General features: G+C 68.6%; 13 protein-coding genes and 2 pseudogenes. 6 read left to right on the top strand and 9 right to left on the bottom strand.

Annotated features, from left to right (window positions below):
• Positions 1-672, top strand: a pseudogene (locus ABZ738_RS30440) (Hsp70 family protein); the annotation flags it as partial.
• A gap of 61 nt (positions 673-733) precedes the next feature.
• Positions 734-2,653 carry a hypothetical protein gene (locus ABZ738_RS30445; protein ID WP_357218932.1) on the top strand — a complete coding sequence of 640 codons (1,920 nt, stop codon included), beginning with the start codon at positions 734-736 and terminating at the stop codon, positions 2,651-2,653.
• A 180-nt stretch (positions 2,654-2,833) separates the two neighbouring features.
• Here the strand turns inward: ABZ738_RS30445 and ABZ738_RS30450 are convergent, their stop codons facing one another.
• Positions 2,834-4,150, bottom strand: coding sequence for a pentapeptide repeat-containing protein (locus ABZ738_RS30450; RefSeq protein ID WP_357218935.1), 1,317 nt, complete (start codon positions 4,148-4,150; stop codon positions 2,834-2,836).
• Positions 4,151-4,376: 226 nt separating this feature from the next.
• Entirely contained in the window at positions 4,377-4,880 is a 504-nt protein-coding gene (locus tag ABZ738_RS30455; RefSeq protein WP_357218938.1) for a DUF4240 domain-containing protein, read from the bottom strand.
• 1,638 nt (positions 4,881-6,518) lie between these two features.
• On the opposite strand from ABZ738_RS30455, the gene ABZ738_RS30460 reads away from it, so the two are divergent.
• Together ABZ738_RS30460 and ABZ738_RS30465 are read left to right on the top strand one after the other, a co-directional pair.
• A complete protein-coding gene (locus ABZ738_RS30460) occupies positions 6,519-8,438 on the top strand; it encodes a BTAD domain-containing putative transcriptional regulator (protein ID WP_357218941.1) in 1,920 nt (639 codons plus the stop codon).
• Positions 8,439-8,455: 17 nt separating this feature from the next.
• A complete protein-coding gene (locus ABZ738_RS30465; RefSeq protein ID WP_357218944.1) occupies positions 8,456-9,877 on the top strand; it encodes a hypothetical protein in 1,422 nt (473 codons plus the stop codon).
• A gap of 131 nt (positions 9,878-10,008) precedes the next feature.
• Here ABZ738_RS30465 and ABZ738_RS30470 read toward each other — a convergent pair whose 3' ends face one another.
• Both ABZ738_RS30470 and ABZ738_RS30475 read right to left on the bottom strand, forming a co-directional pair.
• Complete coding sequence (locus tag ABZ738_RS30470) at positions 10,009-10,623, bottom strand: hypothetical protein (RefSeq protein ID WP_357218947.1); 615 nt, start codon at positions 10,621-10,623, stop codon at positions 10,009-10,011.
• A gap of 6 nt (positions 10,624-10,629) precedes the next feature.
• Positions 10,630-11,244 carry a hypothetical protein gene (locus tag ABZ738_RS30475; protein WP_357218950.1) on the bottom strand — a complete coding sequence of 205 codons (615 nt, stop codon included), beginning with the start codon at positions 11,242-11,244 and terminating at the stop codon, positions 10,630-10,632.
• 631 nt (positions 11,245-11,875) lie between these two features.
• Between ABZ738_RS30475 and ABZ738_RS30480 the strand changes: the two genes are divergently transcribed.
• On the top strand, positions 11,876-12,487 hold the full coding sequence (locus ABZ738_RS30480) for a hypothetical protein (protein WP_357218953.1): 612 nt from the start codon (positions 11,876-11,878) through the stop codon (positions 12,485-12,487).
• A 246-nt stretch (positions 12,488-12,733) separates the two neighbouring features.
• On the opposite strand, the gene ABZ738_RS30485 is transcribed toward ABZ738_RS30480, so the two are convergent.
• From ABZ738_RS30485 to ABZ738_RS30505, 5 genes and pseudogenes are all read right to left on the bottom strand, one after another.
• A complete protein-coding gene (locus ABZ738_RS30485; RefSeq protein WP_357218955.1) occupies positions 12,734-13,195 on the bottom strand; it encodes a DUF4262 domain-containing protein in 462 nt (153 codons plus the stop codon).
• Positions 13,196-13,209: 14 nt separating this feature from the next.
• Entirely contained in the window at positions 13,210-13,578 is a 369-nt protein-coding gene (locus tag ABZ738_RS30490; RefSeq protein ID WP_357218958.1) for a hypothetical protein, read from the bottom strand.
• A gap of 269 nt (positions 13,579-13,847) precedes the next feature.
• Positions 13,848-15,836, bottom strand: a complete 1,989-nt coding sequence (locus ABZ738_RS30495) for a hypothetical protein (RefSeq protein ID WP_357218961.1) — start codon at positions 15,834-15,836, stop codon at positions 13,848-13,850.
• Between the two features lie 237 nt (positions 15,837-16,073).
• Entirely contained in the window at positions 16,074-16,505 is a 432-nt protein-coding gene (locus tag ABZ738_RS30500) for a DUF3085 domain-containing protein (protein ID WP_357218964.1), read from the bottom strand.
• A gap of 39 nt (positions 16,506-16,544) precedes the next feature.
• Positions 16,545-16,856, bottom strand: a pseudogene (locus tag ABZ738_RS30505) (monooxygenase); the annotation flags it as partial.
• 80 nt (positions 16,857-16,936) lie between these two features.
• On the opposite strand from ABZ738_RS30505, the gene ABZ738_RS30510 reads away from it, so the two are divergent.
• A partial coding sequence (locus tag ABZ738_RS30510; protein WP_357218967.1) for a hypothetical protein occupies positions 16,937-18,762 on the top strand: 1,826 nt, incomplete at its 3' end.

An 18,762-nucleotide genomic window follows, 5' to 3' on the forward strand; every position in this document is an offset into this window, starting at 1 on the left:
GGCGAGCTGGCGATGGCGTCGGTGTTCGCGATGCTCGCCTGTCTCGGTGTGGGCACGGTTCTGGGTGCGGCGTTGGCGTCGCGGACCGACACCGGATTGCCGTTGTCGCCGGGGGCGCAGGTCGCCACCGGCATCCTCACCGCCTCCTGGCTGGGTGTCGCCGTGGCGTGTATGTACGCGGTGGTGGGCAGCCAGTACATCGGTATGGAGCTGGGTCCGTTCCTGCGCTGGTCGGTGGCGCCGATCGTGCCGATCGTGGTGGTGGCGGCGGTTCTCGCGCTGATCGCCGTACGCCGGTGGCGTACGCCGGTGGGTGGGTGGTCGCAGTTCCTGGCGTTCCCGGTGTCGTCGGTGGTGACGGCGACGGTGGGGATGCTGGTGCTGCAGTGGTCGGTGACGGCGGAGCGGTGGCCGCACATGTTGGTGTGGATCGACTTCGGCGGCCGGTTCGGTGGCCTGCTGCTGGGGGTCGGGGTGGTCACGGCGTTGGTGTCGCGGCCGGTCCTGCGGCTGGTCCTCGGCGCGCCGGTGGCGATCCTGATCGCGGCGCTGGCGGGTCCGGACACGACGGGGATCTTGGCGGTCATCTACGCGGTCGCCGTCGGGGTGTGGTGGCTGGGTCGTCTGTGGACCCGCATCATCCACCCCGCCCCGGTGACGGCCGCCCGGTGACGAGGGGTGTCCCCGCCACCGTCGCCGTGCTGGGACGCGGTCCGGTAGGAGGTGGGTGACGATGCGTTGGCCGCGGCAGGTCGTGTCGCTCGTCGTGCTCGTGGTGGTGCTCGCCGGTCCACCGCTGCTGCTCGCGAGGGTGGTGGGGTGGCCGTCGCCGGGCGGTGGGGTGCGGCTGGTGGTGTGGCAGTGGATCCGGGACCCGCTGACCGGCCAGAACCTGATGCTGATGGCGGTCGTGCTGGCGTGGCTGCTGTGGGCGTTCGTCGCCTACATCATCACCGTCCGCGTCGCGGTGCGGATGTGGGCGGGCGTGCGGTGGCTGCGCCGCCTGCCGTTACCCACTCCGTGGCAGGCCACCGCGACCGGGATCGCCGGCGCCGCCGCCCTCACCATCCCCACCCCCGCCACACCAGCCGTCGGCGTCGACGCGGTGCCACCGACAGGAAGCACAGGTCTTCCTACAGCGGATGAGGGTGAGCGGGCTGGGCTTGATGGCGGTGTCGCTGTGGCCGGTGGGTGGCTGCCCCGCGAGGTCGCCGACCAGGTGACGGTCGCGGTCGGGCTGATGTGGCTACGCCGCCGCCGCAGTTACCGTCCCCACTCCCGCCCCGCCGATAACGACGGGGCGGATCTGACGCCTCTGCCGGCCACCGTGGCGGCCATCACCGCCGCCACCGTCGACCGCCCTGTATCCGTACCGGCGGCGGTGCTGCCGATGGGGTTGCCGCCTACGGGAGTGGGGTTGGTCGGACCAGGTGCGCTCGACGCCGCGCGGGGCCTGCTGGTCAGTGTCCTCCTGAGCGCGATGCGACAGACGGATGCGCAGGTGGTGATCACCCGCCGCGCGGGCAGCATGTTGCTCGGGCCCGCGGTGGAGCGGCTACGGCCTGGGTCGGGATTGACGATCGTCGACACCAGCGTGCACGCCACCACCCTGGCAGCCCCTTCGAAGCCTGCGGCAGGAGCGCAGGGATCGAGTGGGCGACTGCCGGCGGTGCTGATCCTCGATGTTCCCCCTACCGACACGCTCGTCACCGACGCGGCCACCCCGGTCGTGCTCGGGTCGTGGCCGGACGCACTGGCATGGCACATCGACGCCGACGGCCGCACCTCCGACGCCACGGCGGCACACCGGATGTGCGTGCTCGACGAGGTGACCGCAGCGGATCTGCTCACCGTCACCGGTCACCTCAACCCACCAGCCCCAGACACCTCCACCACACCGGCAACGCGGATACCCCGCCAGGCCCGCCCACGACGCAGCGACCCGCCGCCGGGCACGCGGTTACGGGTACTGGGCGAACCGGAGCTGCTCATCGACGGCTCCCGAGTGGTCCTGCGACGGTCCGCGGCGTGGCAGGCACTGGTCTTCCTCGCCGTCCACGCCGACGGCGCCGACAGCCACCTCATGGCCGAAGCGCTCTGGCCCGGACTACCCGCACACCGACTCACCGGACGCCTCTACACCACCCTCAGCGAACTCCGCACCACCGCCCGCACCGCCAGCGGCGTGACAGTCCTCGACCGTGCCGGCGACCGCTACCGCCTTCACCCCCAACACGTCGACGTCGACCTGTGGCACCTGCATACCGCTGCCGACGACGCGGCATCCTCTCTCACCGACACCACAACGGCCTGGCAGGCAGTCGTCACCGCCTACACCGGCGACCTCGCCGCCGGACACACATGGCCCTGGCTCGAACCACACAGGGTAGCCGCCCGACGCAGAGTGCTCGACGCCTACGCCGCTCTCGCCGATACCGCACCCGACCCCCGCACTGCACTCGTCTATCTACAGGGCGGGATCCGTGTCGACCCGTACAACGCCGACCTACACCAAAGAGCCGTGGACATCCTCAGCCACCTGGGCGAACATGCGGCCGCCGCCGATCTGTCCGACCGCTACACGCGCCGACTCACCACCGCCGGCCGGACAGCCATGCCTGACATCGCCCCTGCACAGCCGAGACCCAAGTAGCGCAGACCGACGATTAGGCACCTGCCTACCGCGTGGATCCAGCACAGCGACGGACTGGACGAATATCGCGGTCACCGAATGACTACTTCATGCGATTACAGCACTGCTCCTAGCGGCACCCCGATTTGCCGATGATAGCGCGCTGCAGATACATCGCACCACCGTTCGCGCTCGATAATTTCAGTCATTCGGCTGACTTGCGAAACGTATCGCGCCCTTGAACCGCTGAAGCCCTGGAGGCAGATTCCTAAGTTCAGGAGGAAGCACCGTCGTGTGATCCCTAAAGCCTTTTAGGACTTGATTCGCGGTTAGATTCTTCGCGACCCCCTCTTCGGGCAATATGCTGTAAAAAACAGCCCCCTCCATGCCAATTCGGTCGAAGTTGGCCTCCCGCACATCCGCACCGAGAAGGTTCGATCGCTGGATCTTAGCTTTTGACAAATTCGCTTTCGCGAGGCGTGCGCAAGAAAGGTTGACGCGCCTGACACTCGCGCCAATGAGGCTTGCTTCTCGCATATCACACTTACCGAAGTTCGATTCATCGAAAACTGCGTAGTCCATGACCGCGCCCCTAAAGTTCGCCCCCACCGCGGAGATCTCCCTGAAAACAGACCCATGAAAATCTGCGTCGCCAAACTGGGCGCCATCGAGACAGGCGCCATGGGCGACAACCTCCCGCAGTTGCGCATTCTTAAGCCGGGCCTTTCTCAAGTTGACGCCTTCAAGATCAGCGTTGTTTGCAACCAGGCCCGTTAGCTCGGCCTCCGAGAGGTTGGCTCCGGATAGAAAAGAATATTCGATCAAAAGGTTGGGGAAGTAAGTTCCCGAAAGATCGGCACCGGTCAAATCCGAATTCCGCAAGTCTACGCCGTATTGTTCAGGGCGCCGAGGTCGGCGACCGAGCACAGTCAGTGCGGCCTGCACGTCGGACGGAAATTGCTTGGCTATTGCAGATCTGCCTGCCGCATCAACGCCACCCTTCTCCGCCTCCACTCTGGCCGACTCTTTATCCACAAGGACGGAGTCCCCGCAAACCCCACTCAGCGGGCGGCGCTCACGAACAAATGCAGCTAGGATGGCTACTACGGCACCGTGATCGCGCACAGATTCGGCCATCACATGTTCAAGGGCGTAGATTCCCGCCAGGCGTTCGGTCTGTTTTTCAGAAGCGAGTTGCGCAGTTGCCCTGGAGTAGCGGTCCGTCAACTGCCCCCGTCTAGTGAGGCGGAAGGTCCTCGCCGTGAAGAGCAGACCCATTAAGGCTGCTGTACCGCCAGCAGCTGCCAGAAGAACCTGCCGGGTTCCATTTCGAGCATCGGTCTTTTCTTTACCTTGGAGATGCTTCGAGGGCGTAGCCCACCAAGCTACGGGACCAAGCAACACTATCAACAAGACCACGATAGCGCCCGACGAGAATCCGACCAGCGCAATGGTACGTCCGACCGTCAAGCGTTTGTGAATCTTAGCGCTCCAAGCGTTGCGGTCAAGAGGGGGCACGGATGCTCCATCCCATTCACGAACCGGACTTCGGTTAGGCTACGCTGGGAGCGTAGCCGATGGCGGGTAAAAGACCTAGCAACGTCCAAATTCCTAGGCTGCGACGCGACGCACTGATCTGCCACGATCCACACGTAGCTTGGGTTTCGTGGGCGTTGAGATCGTAGTCAAGAGTTTGATTCAGGCGGCTCGCAGGGGGCGACCAATCAACGCGTCGGCGCGACTTCTAGCCCCGCTTAGCGCCACGGCAGGTCCATTCACGTGACGTGCGCGCTCGCTCGTTGTCATGGACAGGCAGCTGGGTACCGCGGCGTAATGGGCGGGGGACGGCAATGATCATCCTCAGCCAGAGTGGCAGCTTGCCGGAAGTGTCATCGCCACTCCAGCCGGTGAGGTTGCTTCCAGACTCGTAGCTGACCGGTGACTCATGACGCCATGGCAAGCCGGTGCTGCGTTCGTACGCCTGGGACGCGACGAAGGGAAGGGGTTCTGCTTCGCGCCGTGCGGAGCGTCGAAGCTTGTGCGGATCGGCGAGCGCTTCTTCGTAGGCTGCTCGCCCGGAGGCGACTGCGGCGCAGCGGACGTAGAGGAACCAGTCGCCCCTGGCTCGGGCGGCACGGGCGTGAGCGTGTGTGTCCAAGCCGTGCAGCAGGTCAGCCAGATGATCCTCGAACGCCTGGATATCCGGCACCGACAGCGTCGCCAACTCGGCGGCCAGACTCGAAGCCATCGTCGTCCGGCTGCGGCCCTATGGACTCGACCAAACGCCAGAACTCTTCCCGCTCCATCGCGAGATCATCTCAGAAGTGAGTCACGTGCTCTTTCTCGGCTCGGCAGAAAGAGCAGGTCAATTGAGGTTCGGTCGCGGCTACGGCTCGTCGCGTTGGGCCAACGGGCGACGCCATCGCCTCGGCATGATCGGGTGCGCAAACTGCCGCAGCCTGCACGTCGACCGACTGCGTGACGGTGGCTGAGCGTGAGCATCGGGGCGGAGGCTGTAAGCCGATGGCCAGTGGCACATGTTTTCTCTCGGGCGGTGATCTTTGTCCGTGAATGTGCCTCTGACTCAGTGGCGGCGCCCGCACGCCTGGCCACGGTCGCCTGACTTGCGTCCCAGCCGAACCACGCGACTGGGCGCAGATGAGGCGTTTCAGTTGTGAACTGCCGGTGTGAGGTCGTGTCAGGTGGTGTGAGGTGCTGTCAGGAGCGGATTCCCGGTGCGCCCCCTGCCTTGCTCCTACGGTCTTTGCCATCACCGCAATCGGCCGCCGTTGAGGCGTCCCGGGAAGGAGGTGGCGGGGTGAGTGCACGGTTCTCGGTGGCGGGTGTGTCGGCGGTCGTGATGGCGGCAGCGCCGTTGGTGGCGCTGCATCTGGTCGGTGGGCCGGTTGTCTCGGTGCCGTCTGTCGGGCAGGTGCGGGCGTGGTTGCATGAGCCGCTGACCTCCGGGTTCCTTACGGCGGTTCTGCTAGCCGCTGCGTGGGTGCTTTGGGCTTTGCTCGGCGTTTTCGTGACGCACCGGGCGCGTCGGCGTCTCGCGGCTCGGGGGCGGTGGCGGTTCGCGGTGCGTCTGCCCGGTCCGGTGCAGGGGCTTGCGGCGGCGGTGCTGGGTGCCACTGCCGTCACGTCTGCTGCCCTGCCCGTCGCCGCACACGCCGCCCCGGTCACCGACACGTACCCTGACGCACCGCCGACTGAGGGCATCACCGAAGCGCAGCAGGACCAAGGCGCGGCGGTGTCGGTCGCGACGCGGGCGGGCACGGCCACTGCGGCGCGGTCCGACCGAGCCTCGACCGACGGCGACCTCACGTCGGACCGAACAGCCGGCCTAACCGGCGCTGCCACCGATGGTTTTCGAGCAGCCGATACCTCGCGGACGGCGCGGTCTGCTGTCGGCCGCTCGACCGGGGTGACGTCCGAGCAGGGCGACATCTGTGTGGTGAGGCGTGGGGACACGCTGTCCGCGATCGCCAAGAAGCGGCTGGGTGACGCCGACCGCTGGCCGGAGATCTGGGCGCTCAACCGCGGCAGGCACTTCGCCACGGCCGGCGGTACGTTCACCAACCCCCACCTGATTCACCCCGGCTGGACCCTGGCCCTACCGCAAGACGCGATCCCTCCAACCACTCTCCGACCACCCAAACCCGACGTCGACCCGCCCTCCCCGGGAACGGCCGAACCCGGCGAACCCGCCGCCGTGCCGAGCCCACCCGCCGACGCACCAGGCGACGACGGCGTGGACTCCGGGTCCACAGCCACGTCCCCGTCGGCGCCGCCCGTCTCAGACATGCCCGCCGCCAGCCCGTCGCCGCCCGGCAGCCGTTCAGGCCCAGCAGCCGAGGGCATCGCGGTGGGGACAGGGAGCTGGATGGACCTCGGCCTCGCCGCCGCGATCACGGCAGCCGCCGCCCTGGTCTGGGCCCTGCGACGACGCCGCTACCGGCCACAGCCACCCGGCTCGCAGCGGCGGGGCGACGTCGACCTCGCGTCGCTTCCCGCCGTCGTCACCCAGATTCGACGTGGCCTACGTCGGCGGTATACCGCAGAGGACGTCGATATCCTCGGCACCGACTCCCCCAGCGCCGATCTGACGGACGACCGGTCCATCTCCTCGGGGGGCGTCGACCGTCCAACGTCAGCCGGCACAGTCGGTGAGTCGATCGGCAAGGAGGATCTCGCTGGCGGGCGGGGGCCGGTGGTGCCCGGGCGGGACAACGCGGTGGCGGCGGCATGGCCACCGGCTGGCCTCGGCCTGACCGGCCCCGGGGCACCGGCGGCCGTTCGAGGGTTCCTGACCGCCGCCCTCGCCACCACCGCCGTCCACGGGGGCGGCACGGTGGTCATCTGTGCGACGACCGCCGCCGCCCTCCTGGAGACCTCGGTGCTGGCGGAGAGTCCCCGTTTGACCGTCACCGACGGACTCGCCGCCGCCCTGGACCTCTGCGAGACGCAGGCGCTGCACCGCACCCGGCTGCTCTACCAGCACGAGGTCGACACCGTCGCCGACCTCCCCGACGCCGGCCACGAGGAAGCGTTGCCGCCGGTGCTGCTCATCGCCGACGCGGCGGCCCGCCACGAACGTGCCCGCGTCGCCGCGCTCCTGGCCCAAGGGAACCGCCTCGACATCCACGGCGTCCTGCTCGGCCGGTGGCCCGAGGGCGACACCCTCGTCGTCGACACCGACGGCACCACCACCGCCGACGGCACCAGCCGTCACGCCACCGGCCCTGCGGACCTCGGTCGGCTCACCGTGCTCACCCCCACCGAGACGGTCGATCTGATCACCACCCTCGCCGAGACGCACACGGGGCAACCCCCGTCGACCCGGTCGGTCGACCTCCCCGCCGCTCCGACACCGACACCCGGCCCGCGCGCCGACAGCACCGCAGAAGCTGTGCCCGACGACGGCCACGCCTGCACCGTCGCAGCGGGCAGCGCCTACTCGGCACCAGAAGGTGCCGAGTTCCCCAGCGGCCGGCAGGCAGTAGCGCCGTCGGGACACAGCGATCAACCCAAAACGACACAGCCCGGCGGCCTCGTGGCGGTACGCACGCTCGGCACCGCCCGCATCGTCGAGATGGACACCACAATCCCCCTGCGCGCCAAGGCCCTCGAACTGCTCGTCTACCTCGTGGTCCACGACGGCGACGCCACCCAGGACGCCATCCTCGACGACCTGCTACCCGACGCCCCACGATCGAAAGCACCGCATCGCCTGCACACCTACGTGTCGGCCCTGCGCAAGACCCTGACCCGCACCGGCGGACCCGGTAGCTACCTCACCCATCCCGCCCGCCGCTACGCCCTCACCCGCGACCTGATGGACGTCGACCTGTGGCGCATGCGCGACGCCCTGCGCGTCGCGCACCGCGCCACCACCCCCGACACCCGTCTCGCCGCGCTGCGCACCGCGGTCGACGCCTACGGCGGTGCTCTCGCCGACGGATTCGACTACGAATGGATCGAAGTCCACCGCGAGGTGATCCGACGCCAAGCCCTCGACGCCCACCTCGCCCTCGCCGCCGCCACCGGCGACCCGGCGGAAGCCGTCACCGTGCTGCAGGCCGCGATCCGCCACGACCCCTACGCCGAACCCGTCTACCAACAGGCGATGCGCGCCCACGCCGCGCTGGGACACCTCGACGAGGTCCGCGCCCTGCGCGAGACCCTCATCCACCGGCTCGACGACATCGACGCCACCCCCAGCAAGGACACCCTCGACCTCGCCGACCAACTCACCACCGGCCCTGCACACGCCAGATCCAGCGACGGCGGGCGGCGCTCATGACGCGGCACTCCCCAGCGGTGTCCGGCACTGTCCGCGGCACCTCCGACCAGACCGCCGCCGGCATCGGCGCCAGCGCGTACACCGCCTGGGCCGACGGTAGCGGGGACACGACCGCGACGACGGCGGCCCCGGTGGGCGGTGCCACAGCGGAGTTCGGCGGTCGGTCCGCGTCGTCGAGACGTCACAGCACCGACGCGATGTCCCGCGACGCGCTCGACGCCGATCTGGCCACCGCCGTACGTCGCACGGCTCGCATGCGGCAGGCCTTCTACGTCCTGGTGCTCCTCGTCGCCCTCGTCGGGCAGGTCACCGGCAGCGTCGACACCCTCGGCATACCGATCCTCGTCGCGATCCCCGCCGTCGCCGCCCTCGAACTCGGCGGTGTGGTCGTGATGGCAAACGCCGACGTCCGACGTCGCCTCGGCGAACGCGCCCTGGCATCCCGGATCCTGTCCGCCGTCATCGCCGCCGCAGCGGTCACCTTCAACTGGATCGTCCACCCCGAGCACCTCCTCGGCGGCTTCTACGCCGCCATGTCCGCCCTCGGCTACCTCGTCTGGCTCATGCACGCCGGCAACCAACGCCGCGACCGCCTCCGCGCCACCGGAGACCTACCACCCACCCCACCCGCCTACGAGCTGATCGGCCACTGGCTCCGCCACCCCGCCATCACCATCCGCGCCCGGTCCATCGCCAAAGCCGACGGCCTCGACCTGTACGAATCGCTGGAAGCAGCCCGTGTCGGGATCTCGCGGGAACATCGTCAGCAGGTGATCGCCGCCGTGCTTCGTCGCAAGATCCGCAGGGCCGTGGATCCCGCCACTGCCGCCATCGCCGTACACGTCTACGACCTCGACGAGATCGCGCAGCGGCTCGCGGCCACCGCTGACTACGCCGGGCTGACCACGCTCTTCGCCGCGGACCTGGCACCTGAAACGATCATCGCAAGACAGCAGGCCGGTCGCCGCCGCCGATGGTGGCGCCGTTCTGGAGACACCGGCGCCGCGCCCTCAGCGACGCCGACTCCGGTGCCGCCGCGTCGTGCGTCAAGCGCGCCAGGTCCTGCCGAGCAGAAACAGCAGCCCGCGACGGATACCCATTCGACAACGGCACCAGACGACAGGAAGTCGGCGCCCACACCCTGTCCCGGCACGTCGACCGGGCCGAGCACCGCTGGCGGCCCCGCCAGCGACAACGGAGAAGCGACAGTGCCCTCGAGCACAGCGGAGGCGGTGGCCTACTGGTTACGAATAGATCCAGACCTTGCACCTGAAGCCCTCGCGGAGAAGATCGGCAGGTCGCTGCGATCGGTGTACCGACACCTGCCAGCCGACTATCCCCGGCGGCCAGGTGTCGCGCGAGAGCATGGACGCCCTATGGGTTCCGGGCGGCGCGAGGGCCCGCCGGCTGACATGCCTGCCAGCCGGCGGCGCCCATAGCAAGGAGGGAATCTGCATGACCGCTCACGGGTGGCGGCAGTCTCGATCAGGTCGTGGGCAGTTGCGGCGCGGGCGTCAGGAGTGCTCCCCCCGAGGGCGGGAGACCGATGTTGCGCGAATGGCTTTGCTGGTTACTTCACTGACCATCGCGGTGCGACAAGCACATCGTCCGGCGCGTACTCCACGGCGACCGATCGCGGCTTGCCCGGTACCGGGAACGTGATCCAGCCCCGCACGCATCGTCCGGGAGCGAGCAGCTTCTCGCCCCACGGATACTTCGGCTTGGGGAACTGTTGGTAGCCGATCGAAGAGGCGTCGTACTGCGTGTCGTCGGCGTACACCAACGTCCACGGCAGGTTCGACACGCTGATGCCATCCGCGACGTCCTTTCCGGCGTACACCTTCACATCGGCGGCTGCCCACACAAAGCCAGGTTGCTCGTCGGGGCGGGGCGCGGTCGTGGCGACGTTGTGCCGGTAGGAGTAGACGGTGGCGGTGGCGGCCCCGTCGGCGACGGTCGTCGACGTGCCCATGGTGAGCGGCGCGTACGGATCGCCTGTAGGGCTGGTGCTCGGGGCCGGGGTGGGGCTGGGGCTGGTGGGACCGGCGACTGGCGCCGCCGATGTGGCGACGGGGGTGGCGGCTACCGGAATCGGGCTGTCGGTCTGGTCGCCGCCGCAGCCGGCCAGCATCAGGGCGAGGGCTGCCAGGGTCGCGCCACCGCGGAGCGGGATGCTGGTGGTCACGTCGGTTCAGTCCCGATTCAGGTTGAGGATGACGCCCTGATCCGCGCAAGCCGTCTGCAGACCAGTCATGTGGGTACCGAGTGGCCCTAGATACGCCAGGGCGCCAAAGCCCTCGTCGTCGTCGAGTTGGTCGGCCTGCCACACGATGTCCATCAGCGCCGTGCCGTGCTCGCGGATCTTCTCGTGCCGCGAGTCCTCGAACACCTTGCGCGCCTCCCGGTACTGGGCTTCGGTCAGCTTCGCGTCCTCACCGGCGTCTTCACTGCCGTCGGGCTGCCGCCCTTCGGACATCGCCTTGCAGGCGGCGAGACCGGAATCCTCACGAACGTACCGGTCCCACACGGCGTACCCGACCGCTCCGATGACGAGTACCGCAAGGACGGCGGCACCAGCGGCGATGAGCCGCACTCGGCCGTGATTGGCACCGCCGCCGCTGGTGGGCGGGCTGATCGGTCCTGGCGATGGCGGCTGCCCGTCCGCGCCGGCTCCCTGATGCGGGGCGGTAGGCGGGGTGTTGCTGTATGCGTCGCCGGGGGCCGGCTGCGGCGGCATCGTCAAGAGTGGCTCCTCGATGGTTCGGACTAGCCGGTTGATCGTGGTCCTGATCGTGTGGCCGCTCACGGGTCCTGTCGTAAAGGTGACTGCGGTTGTGGACGGTTGGTGAGAGGTCGTCGTCGGATGCCGTGGATGCCAAGCCGGGGAGTGACCTTGCTTCACACTGTTGGACGGATGCCGGTGCCGTCCGGGACGTTTCTCTGGTGGGCAGGTCCGCAGGCAGGACTTCCGGCAGATGATGCAGGGGAGCCGGTGGTCGGAGGCCTGAGAGCGCTAATTGGGTCGCGCTTCGGACACCTGCCCTGTGCGCAATGCGAACTCGGGCTACGGTGTCCATAATTTCTTTGCGGCTAGATATTGGTGCGCGCACTGGGGAGTTGACTCGCGTATGGCGCGGCGTCGAAACCGGGGAAGACCGCGTCGTGGATCTCGCAGCGCAGATCAGGCGGGCAGTGGACAGTCCGCCCCGTGGTGGAAGCGATCAGCGACCTGGGCGATCGTGCTGATAGTAGGAACGATCGGGGTCTACCTGACGGATGTCGTCAGGGGGTTACTCGAGGCGGGCGCTGGATCGCCTGGCGAAATCAGTGAGCGGATCATCGGAAATGATCCAATCACAGTGGTGGATGTCCATCGCCTTACACCTGAAGGGCCTCTCGCGCCTGGGGGCCACGTGTTTCAGAGCTCGGATCCGCGCGTGGTGGACTCGATCCCCTCTTACGATCCTAATCTTGGAGCGCTGCTGACTGCGGCTGGCGCGATAGATGTCGAGTCGAGCACGCAGGAAGTCACCCTCAAAGGCGCCCGCACGACGGGTGTGGAGATCGTGGACATGCGGCCGGTGCTCGATGGGGAATGCGCGCCACCCGTGAGCGGGGTGTTTGAGGAGATAGTTCAAGCCGGGTCCGATGACAAGATCGTCTTGGTCGCCAACATCGAGGAAGCGAACCCGACATTTCGCTCCTACACGTGGCAGGACGGCGTGGGCGCGCCCTTCTTTGCCGAGAAGAAGATTTCCTTGGCGCACGGCGAGACGACCGTGGTCCGGGTCGTCGTCCAAGCAGCCGAGTCGTATTGCCGATGGCGCATCCAGGTCGAGTACATATCAGACGGTTCGCGACAACAGATGACTATCAGCGACCCTAGCGGGAATCCGTTTGAGGTCACCGGCCCCGCCGAAGAGCACAAGTGGGTGTACTTGAGCCCCGTGCGCGGTTGTCAAAACCCGGACGAGGAGCCTGGGCAGCTGTTGATACCCGGCTCCGCCTACGCGCAGATGCTTGCAGAGGATTTGAGCTGTCCCCGCTAGCCCTCTATCTCCGACCAGTCGATCGCGGGTCTCCGTGGCCGCGCGCCTGGGCCGCTCTCGGCAGCACTCCGGCCGCCGCCCGCGGCGACAGCGGCCCATCCGCGCGACGACACCTCACCAGGAGGCCCTAACCGGATGGCCCCGGCGTGAACCCTGCCGACGCGCTCACGCCGGGTTCCGGTGACGGTGGCGTCGTTGTGGACCAGCGGAGCCGTCGGATCTCGGCCGCAGCGGTCGAGTTGCCCGCTACAGGTCAGCGATCAGCGGCTGCACGTGCGGGTCGAAGTCGTACCCGCTGTCCCAGGGAAATCGGCCCTGCTGGTCGGGCCACACCAGTTGCTGGAGGCGGATCTGGTCGCGGCCGTAGCGGGCGATCGCCATCCCGGGATGAAGGTCGTCGGTGGGTGGCCCGTCGATGATGATCGCGTCGTAGCCGGCGATGAGGTCGCTGACCGTCTGGCCGTGGGTGAACCGTTCGGCCTTGTCGTAGACCCGCTGGGCCAGGTCGTTGAGCAGTGTGTGGGCGACCTCGGGCGGCAGTCCGGCGGTGATCAGCTCGGGGTGGCCGTGGGCGGTGAGCCCGACGGTGTAGGCGAACGGGGCGGTGGTGTCGGGATCGTCGTGGGTGGGCAGGACGTGCGTGACGGCCCAGCCGGTGGTGTCGATGATGTGGTCCTGGCGTCGGAGGAAGTCGTCGGTGTTCGGCACGTGATATCTCCTCATCAAGCAGGGGTAGAGGCGGAGTCGGGGTCGGGTGGCTCGATCTCGACGAAGCCCCACAGGTGTTGCATGACCTGTAGTTGCCAGGTGCGGTAGCGGTCGGCGAAGCCGCGGCAGACCGCGGGCGGGACCGGGCTGTCGGCGTATGGCAGGGTCGAGTGGCAGATGATGTAGCCCGCCTGTCCGCGGGCTTCGGTGACCATCTGGCGTAGCCGGCCGGGTTCGAGGTGCATCGGGTTGCCGGGCTTGAAGATGCAGGTGGCGCACTCACGGGCGAGCAGTCGGGTTTTGCCCAGGTCCGGATCGCCGACGTTGAGCCCGGCCGGACGATGCGCGTCCGGCTCGTCTGCGGGTGGGGACGTGCTGTCCATCGTTGACTCCTTGTCATACGGCGCGGGGGCCCACATCCGTGGCCGTGGATGTGGGCCCCCGCGTGCTTGGTGGGTGGGTGGTTCAGGCCGGTCTGGCAGGTGGTCGTGCTGGCTCGCCAGGTCGGCACCATGGTCATGTCGGCGCAGTGCCGACTGCGGGCGGTGGCGGGCCAGGTGCAGTGACGCTCGACTTCGGGCATTGATCAAGTCGTTTCCGTGGCCGGGGCGGCGACGCTTGTGTGCGCGGTCCCCGCGACGCGCATTGCGGGTCAGGACTTGTCGAGGTTGAGGCGTCGGCGTTCGGCGGCCAGGAGCGCGCGGGCCGGTTGGTGCCATGTGTCGTCGTCGAGTGGGGCGGGGACCGTGCCGTCGGCGAGTGCCTGCAGCGCGGGGATGTGTGCGGCGTACGGGCCGCCGAGTGCGGCCAGGTCCGCGCAGGCGCGCGCTATGTCGGCGCGGATCTTCGCCGTCCATGGGCCGGGTCGGCCCCAGGTCTCGCGGCGGCGTCCGTGGATGGGGCCTTCGCACAGGTGGTAGCCCAGCCACACCACGGGTGGGTGCACGCCGCTGGCCTCGGCGAGGAGTGCGACCTTGTCGTAGTCGCCGGCCTGGTCGCCGCGGAACGGGCGGTGGCCGACCGGGCGGGGGTTGGTCAGCAGGCGCCAGTAGCCGGGATACACCGCGGTGGAGGCGACCATTTCCTTCGCGCTGCGGAAGCCACCGCAGGCCAGTGCTCGGGGGAGTTGGTCGAGCAGGAGGTGGGCCAGTTCCCGGCGCACGGCGGGCACGCTCGGGTCGTCGGCCCGCCAGTTGCGGTCCCGGCCGGCAGGTTGAGCGGCGGGGGTGGGGTCGATGTGCGGCAGTGCGGTGCCGTCGGCGAGCATGCCGAGCAGCCGGGCGGCGTAGTCGCTGAGGAGGTGTTCGAATCCGCGGCTGCGGTCGTGGTAGTCGGGGATCGGTGTCCAGTGGCCGCCGCCGCGGTGCCCGACCCGGTGCGCGGATTCGTGGAGCAGCACCAGCAGGGTCTGGTGTCGGTCGGTGAGCACGTCGCGGTGGATGGCCACGTGTCCGGTCAGCGGCCGGTAGAAGCCGTCGGCGCAGGGGGACTCGTCGCTGTGGTCGTACACCTTCACCTGATGCAGGGCGAATGGGCCGATCGCGGAGCGCACCAGCTGGCAGCACTCGTCGAGCAGGGCGCGTTCCGCGTCGGTCAGGGCTTTCTGGCTGACCCAGTTGGTCCGGTTGCGGTTGCGGGCGTGGTGGCGTCTCTGGCGGGCGCGGGCCGCTTCGACGCCGAGGAGGTCCATGACGGCCATCTGCTGGTAGGAGCTCAGGCCGGTGGTGGCCAGCTCGGTGTGGCCGGTGTCTTTGAGGTCCAGTGCCGCCTCTTCACCGCCTGGCACGCTGAAGTAGGTCTGCTCGGGCAGGTGGGTGCGGCCCCAGGTCCGCCACGCGGCGCGGGGGCGGGGCAGCCGGACCACGTCGAAGAACTGTTCCTGTTCGCGTAGTTTCCCGCCGCCGAGCACATGCCGGGCGAAGAGGCTGATGATCTGTGGGTCTTCGCTGTCAGCGAGGATGCGGCGCACGGCGGTGCGCAGTGCGGCGGCCTCCACGACGGTGCGGTCGCGGTTCTGCAGCGCCTTGTGGTCTAGGGACAGGTCGTAGGAGGCGAGGAGACCCGGCATGCGGGTGACGAGCACCCCGCCGATCCACACCCGTCCCGGTTGGCCGTCGCGCACGCACACGCCTGGTGCTGCGGGCGGCTGGTAGTCGGGCTCGGCCAGGGCACGGAAGCGTCCGATGGCCTCCTGCGCCAACTGCTGGGGGCACTCGATGGTGAAGGTGGTGCCGGCGGTGCGGGTGTTGGGGTGGAAGTGGTAGACGAGGACTTCGCTGCCCTGCGCGGAGCGCGACGGGATCAGACCGCCGAGGAGCTTGCGGCGTTCGACGGTGGGGACGAAGCCGTAGCCGACGGTCTCGCAGCGCACGCCGCCGATCTGCGGACTGCGGGCCAGCACGAGGCAGGCGAGTTTCTTGCCCTCGCCGAACTGGCCGATCTGCTCGGCGGACTTGGTCGAGACACCCAGGATGAGGCCCTCCTCGGGGATACCCGGTCCCCCGTCGGCGATGGTCAGCGTCCCTTCGGCCCAGCTGACCTGGGCGTTCGGGTCTTCGTCGAGCGCGTTCGCGATCAGCTCGGACAGCGCCCGCACGAGCGTCCACGACTGCACGTATTCCGGTGAGATGGGGTAGGCCAAGCTGTCGGTGTCCGCGGCGGCTCCGCTCGCGGAATCAGGGCTGGTAACGGGATCTTGGGCGCTGGTGGCGCGATTCGTGTTGGACACGGAACTCCTCGGGAAACGGCGACACCGCGACCGATGCCGGTCGCGGTGTCGAAAGGCGGGGATGAGGCCCCGTACACGGGATGTCGGGGTGATGTGCGGGCCGACGACCCCGCCGGGCTCGGTGCGGGCGGGGCCGTCGGTTGGCGGGGATCAGTTGGGGCGGCGGGTGCGGGCGACCCGCACCTCGAAGGTCTCCGCGCTGACGACCAAGTCCAACCACCGGAAGCCGGCGGCGTGTGCGGCGCGCAGATCCTCGATCAGTGGAGCGGGTTCCTCGGTGAGGTGCAGATGCTCGACGAAGTCGTCGCCACCGAGGTCACGGTCAGCGCGGTGGCCGTCGACGCGAGGGTTCCAGCCGTGGGCGTGCACGGTCAGGTTCGCGCCGGGCCGGTCCGGGTCCTGCAGTCGGGGCAGGCCATTGGACATCAGGTAGACGCCGTCGTCGTGAACCCACTCCAACGCCCCCGGGCAGGGGCTCTGGTCCTCTCGTTCGGTGAAGGAGGGGACGTGCTGGTGGGCGGCGACGGCGTGTTCGGCCAGTCGCAGCGTGGCGGTGAGATCGAAGTAGAGATGCAGTGCCATCGGTGGGCTCTCCTATGGTCAAGGGGGTTGTCGGGCGGGTCAGGGTTGGTTGCCGAGGTGCGCGCCGAGCAGTGGCCCCTGGCGCACGGCGGTGACGGCGTCGGGAAGGCAGCGGCGTTGCCATCCGTGCAGGGCCGTGAGGAGGTCGGCGTCCCACCGGTGGTGTTGGGTGAGGACGGCAGTGAGGGCGGCGGCCTGTTCGATGCCGTTGTTGGCGCCTCGGGCGGTGTGTGGCCGTACGGGGGCCAGGGCGTCGCCGAGCAGCACCGCCCATCCGGCGCCGATGGGCCAGACCATGCGGGTGGGTGCGTCGATGTCCATCACCGGCACGGCCATCCGGGTGGTGGTGGCGCCGGAACCGAGTTCGGTCTACGGCTGGCGGTGCGCCGCGTGGTGCAGCGGCGATCCGAGTCGGTGGCGTTTCGTGACGGGTGCTGCTGATTCCATCCGCTGCCTCGGGTGCGGACTGCCGTTGGGCGGATGCCATGTCGGATGATCGAACCGTGTGCCGGTTTGATTACTTTCAGTATCGTGCGGGGGTGCTTCGGGATGGGGTGAGGTGGATCCGGCGCTCCTGGTGGGCGGTGCTGGTTCCTGCAGCGGTCGCGGCGGCGGCGGTCTGGGCGTTGGTCACTGATGGCAAGGTGCGTTGGACGGTGCTCGCGGGCGCGACGGCGGCTTTGGTGGGGGCGTTCGCGCCGTCGGTCTTGGAGTGGGTTCGGGCCGCGCTTGATCGGGGCGAGCGGCGTGATCGGGTGGTAGCGGGGATGTTGGTGGCCGACTTGCCGGAGTCGGTGGTGTGGCTGTTGCATCCGCAGGCGGCGGTGGTCGGGTTCGTCGGTCGTGGATGGCTGCTGCAGGCATTGGACGGCTGGTGCGCGGATCCAGCGGCAAGCGTGGTGCGGCTGCTGGTAGGTGCGGGTGGGGTAGGCAAGACCCGCCTGGCACGGCACTTCGCCGGCCGGTTGACGGACTGGGAGTGGTGGCCGGTCGCCCCCGATAAGGAAGCGGAGGTCATCGGGCTGCTGGAGACGGTTGAGCGGCCGAGCCGGTTGCTGCTGACGGTGGATTACGCCGAGGCCCGTGATCCACAAGCGCTGGCGCATCTGTTGTGTGTGGCACAGCGTGCCGGCGGTGTACGCGTGTTGCTATTGGCGCGGTCGGCGGGGTTGTGGTGGTCGTCGTTGTCGGCTGCGTATCCGCCGCAGGCGCATCTGGTGGACGCGTTGACCGTGTCGGCGAACGTGATCGAGGTACCGGCGGGCATTGAGGGCCACACTCCGCGGCAGATTGTGGACGAAGCGGTGGTGGCGTTCGCCGGTCGACTGCGTCGCCGTCCTGCTGGCGAGGTCGTGCTACACGGGTTGAATAGTCACGTGCCGGTGTTGAGGTTGCATGCCCTGGCGTTGCTGGCGGTCTTGGGTGGGCCGCGTGGGGATGACCGGTACGACGTGCTGGCCGAGGTACTGGGTCATGAAGCCCGATACTGGCGCCACCGGGCCCGCCGCGACGGCCTACCGGGCGCAGGGAAGCCGGGTACCGACGCCGTGTTGCGGAGGCTGGTGGCCGTGGCGGCGCTGCTGGGCGCGGACAACCGTGAGCACACCGTAGGCCTGATCGGTCGAGTGCCAGGCTTGGGCGACGCGGAGCCGGATGGCTATGTGGACTGGTTATACGGCCTGTACCCGCAGGCAGGGAACGGTGGTGGGTTGGGGACGTTGCAGCCGGACCTGCTCGCCGAGGATCTCGCGGTCGCGGTCCTGCGGGAAAGCACCCCGGCCGAGCGCAGCATGATCCTGCACGGGTTGACGCCCAGTCAGGCGGTGCGGGCGTTGACGGTGTTGAGTCGCGCCCGCAGCCACCAGAGCGACGCGACTGAGATGATCGACGTAGCGCTTGCCGCAGATCTGCCGGTGATGACCGAGGCGGTACTCCAGGTCGGTCTTCAGTTCCCTGGAGTGCTCGCCCCACGAGTCACCGACCTTCTCGTCGCTGCTGAGCTAGACCCGGTCTGGGCACAGCGGACAGCGCATCGGGTGCCGTACCCGTCCATCGAGTTCAGCCGGACCGCGCTCGCGTTGACCACCCATGCCCTAGACGCTGCGGCCGAGGCGACCAAACCGAACGACCATGCCTCCTTACTGGCATGGCACGCGCTTCGGTTGGCGGAGGCGGGACGACGGGCCGAGGCGCTGGCGACCAGCCAGGAAGCCGTCAACCTGTATCGGGAGTTGGCCGCCGATAACCGCGACGCTAC

The sequence above is a fragment of the Micromonospora sp. NPDC047793 genome (genome assembly GCF_040642635.1).
Taxonomy (GTDB): domain Bacteria; phylum Actinomycetota; class Actinomycetes; order Mycobacteriales; family Micromonosporaceae; genus Micromonospora.

Excerpts from the sequence above, each read along its gene's own strand:
- ABZ738_RS30445 (WP_357218932.1), top strand. The coding sequence starts at position 734 with ATGCGTTGGCCGCGGCAGGTCGTGTCGCTCGTCGTGCTCGTGGTGGTG.
- ABZ738_RS30455 (WP_357218938.1), bottom strand. The coding sequence starts at position 4,880 with ATGGCTTCGAGTCTGGCCGCCGAGTTGGCGACGCTGTCGGTGCCGGAT.
- ABZ738_RS30460 (WP_357218941.1), top strand. The coding sequence starts at position 6,519 with ATGGACCTCGGCCTCGCCGCCGCGATCACGGCAGCCGCCGCCCTGGTC.
- ABZ738_RS30490 (WP_357218958.1), bottom strand. The coding sequence starts at position 13,578 with ATGGACAGCACGTCCCCACCCGCAGACGAGCCGGACGCGCATCGTCCG.
- ABZ738_RS30500 (WP_357218964.1), bottom strand. The coding sequence starts at position 16,505 with ATGGCACTGCATCTCTACTTCGATCTCACCGCCACGCTGCGACTGGCC.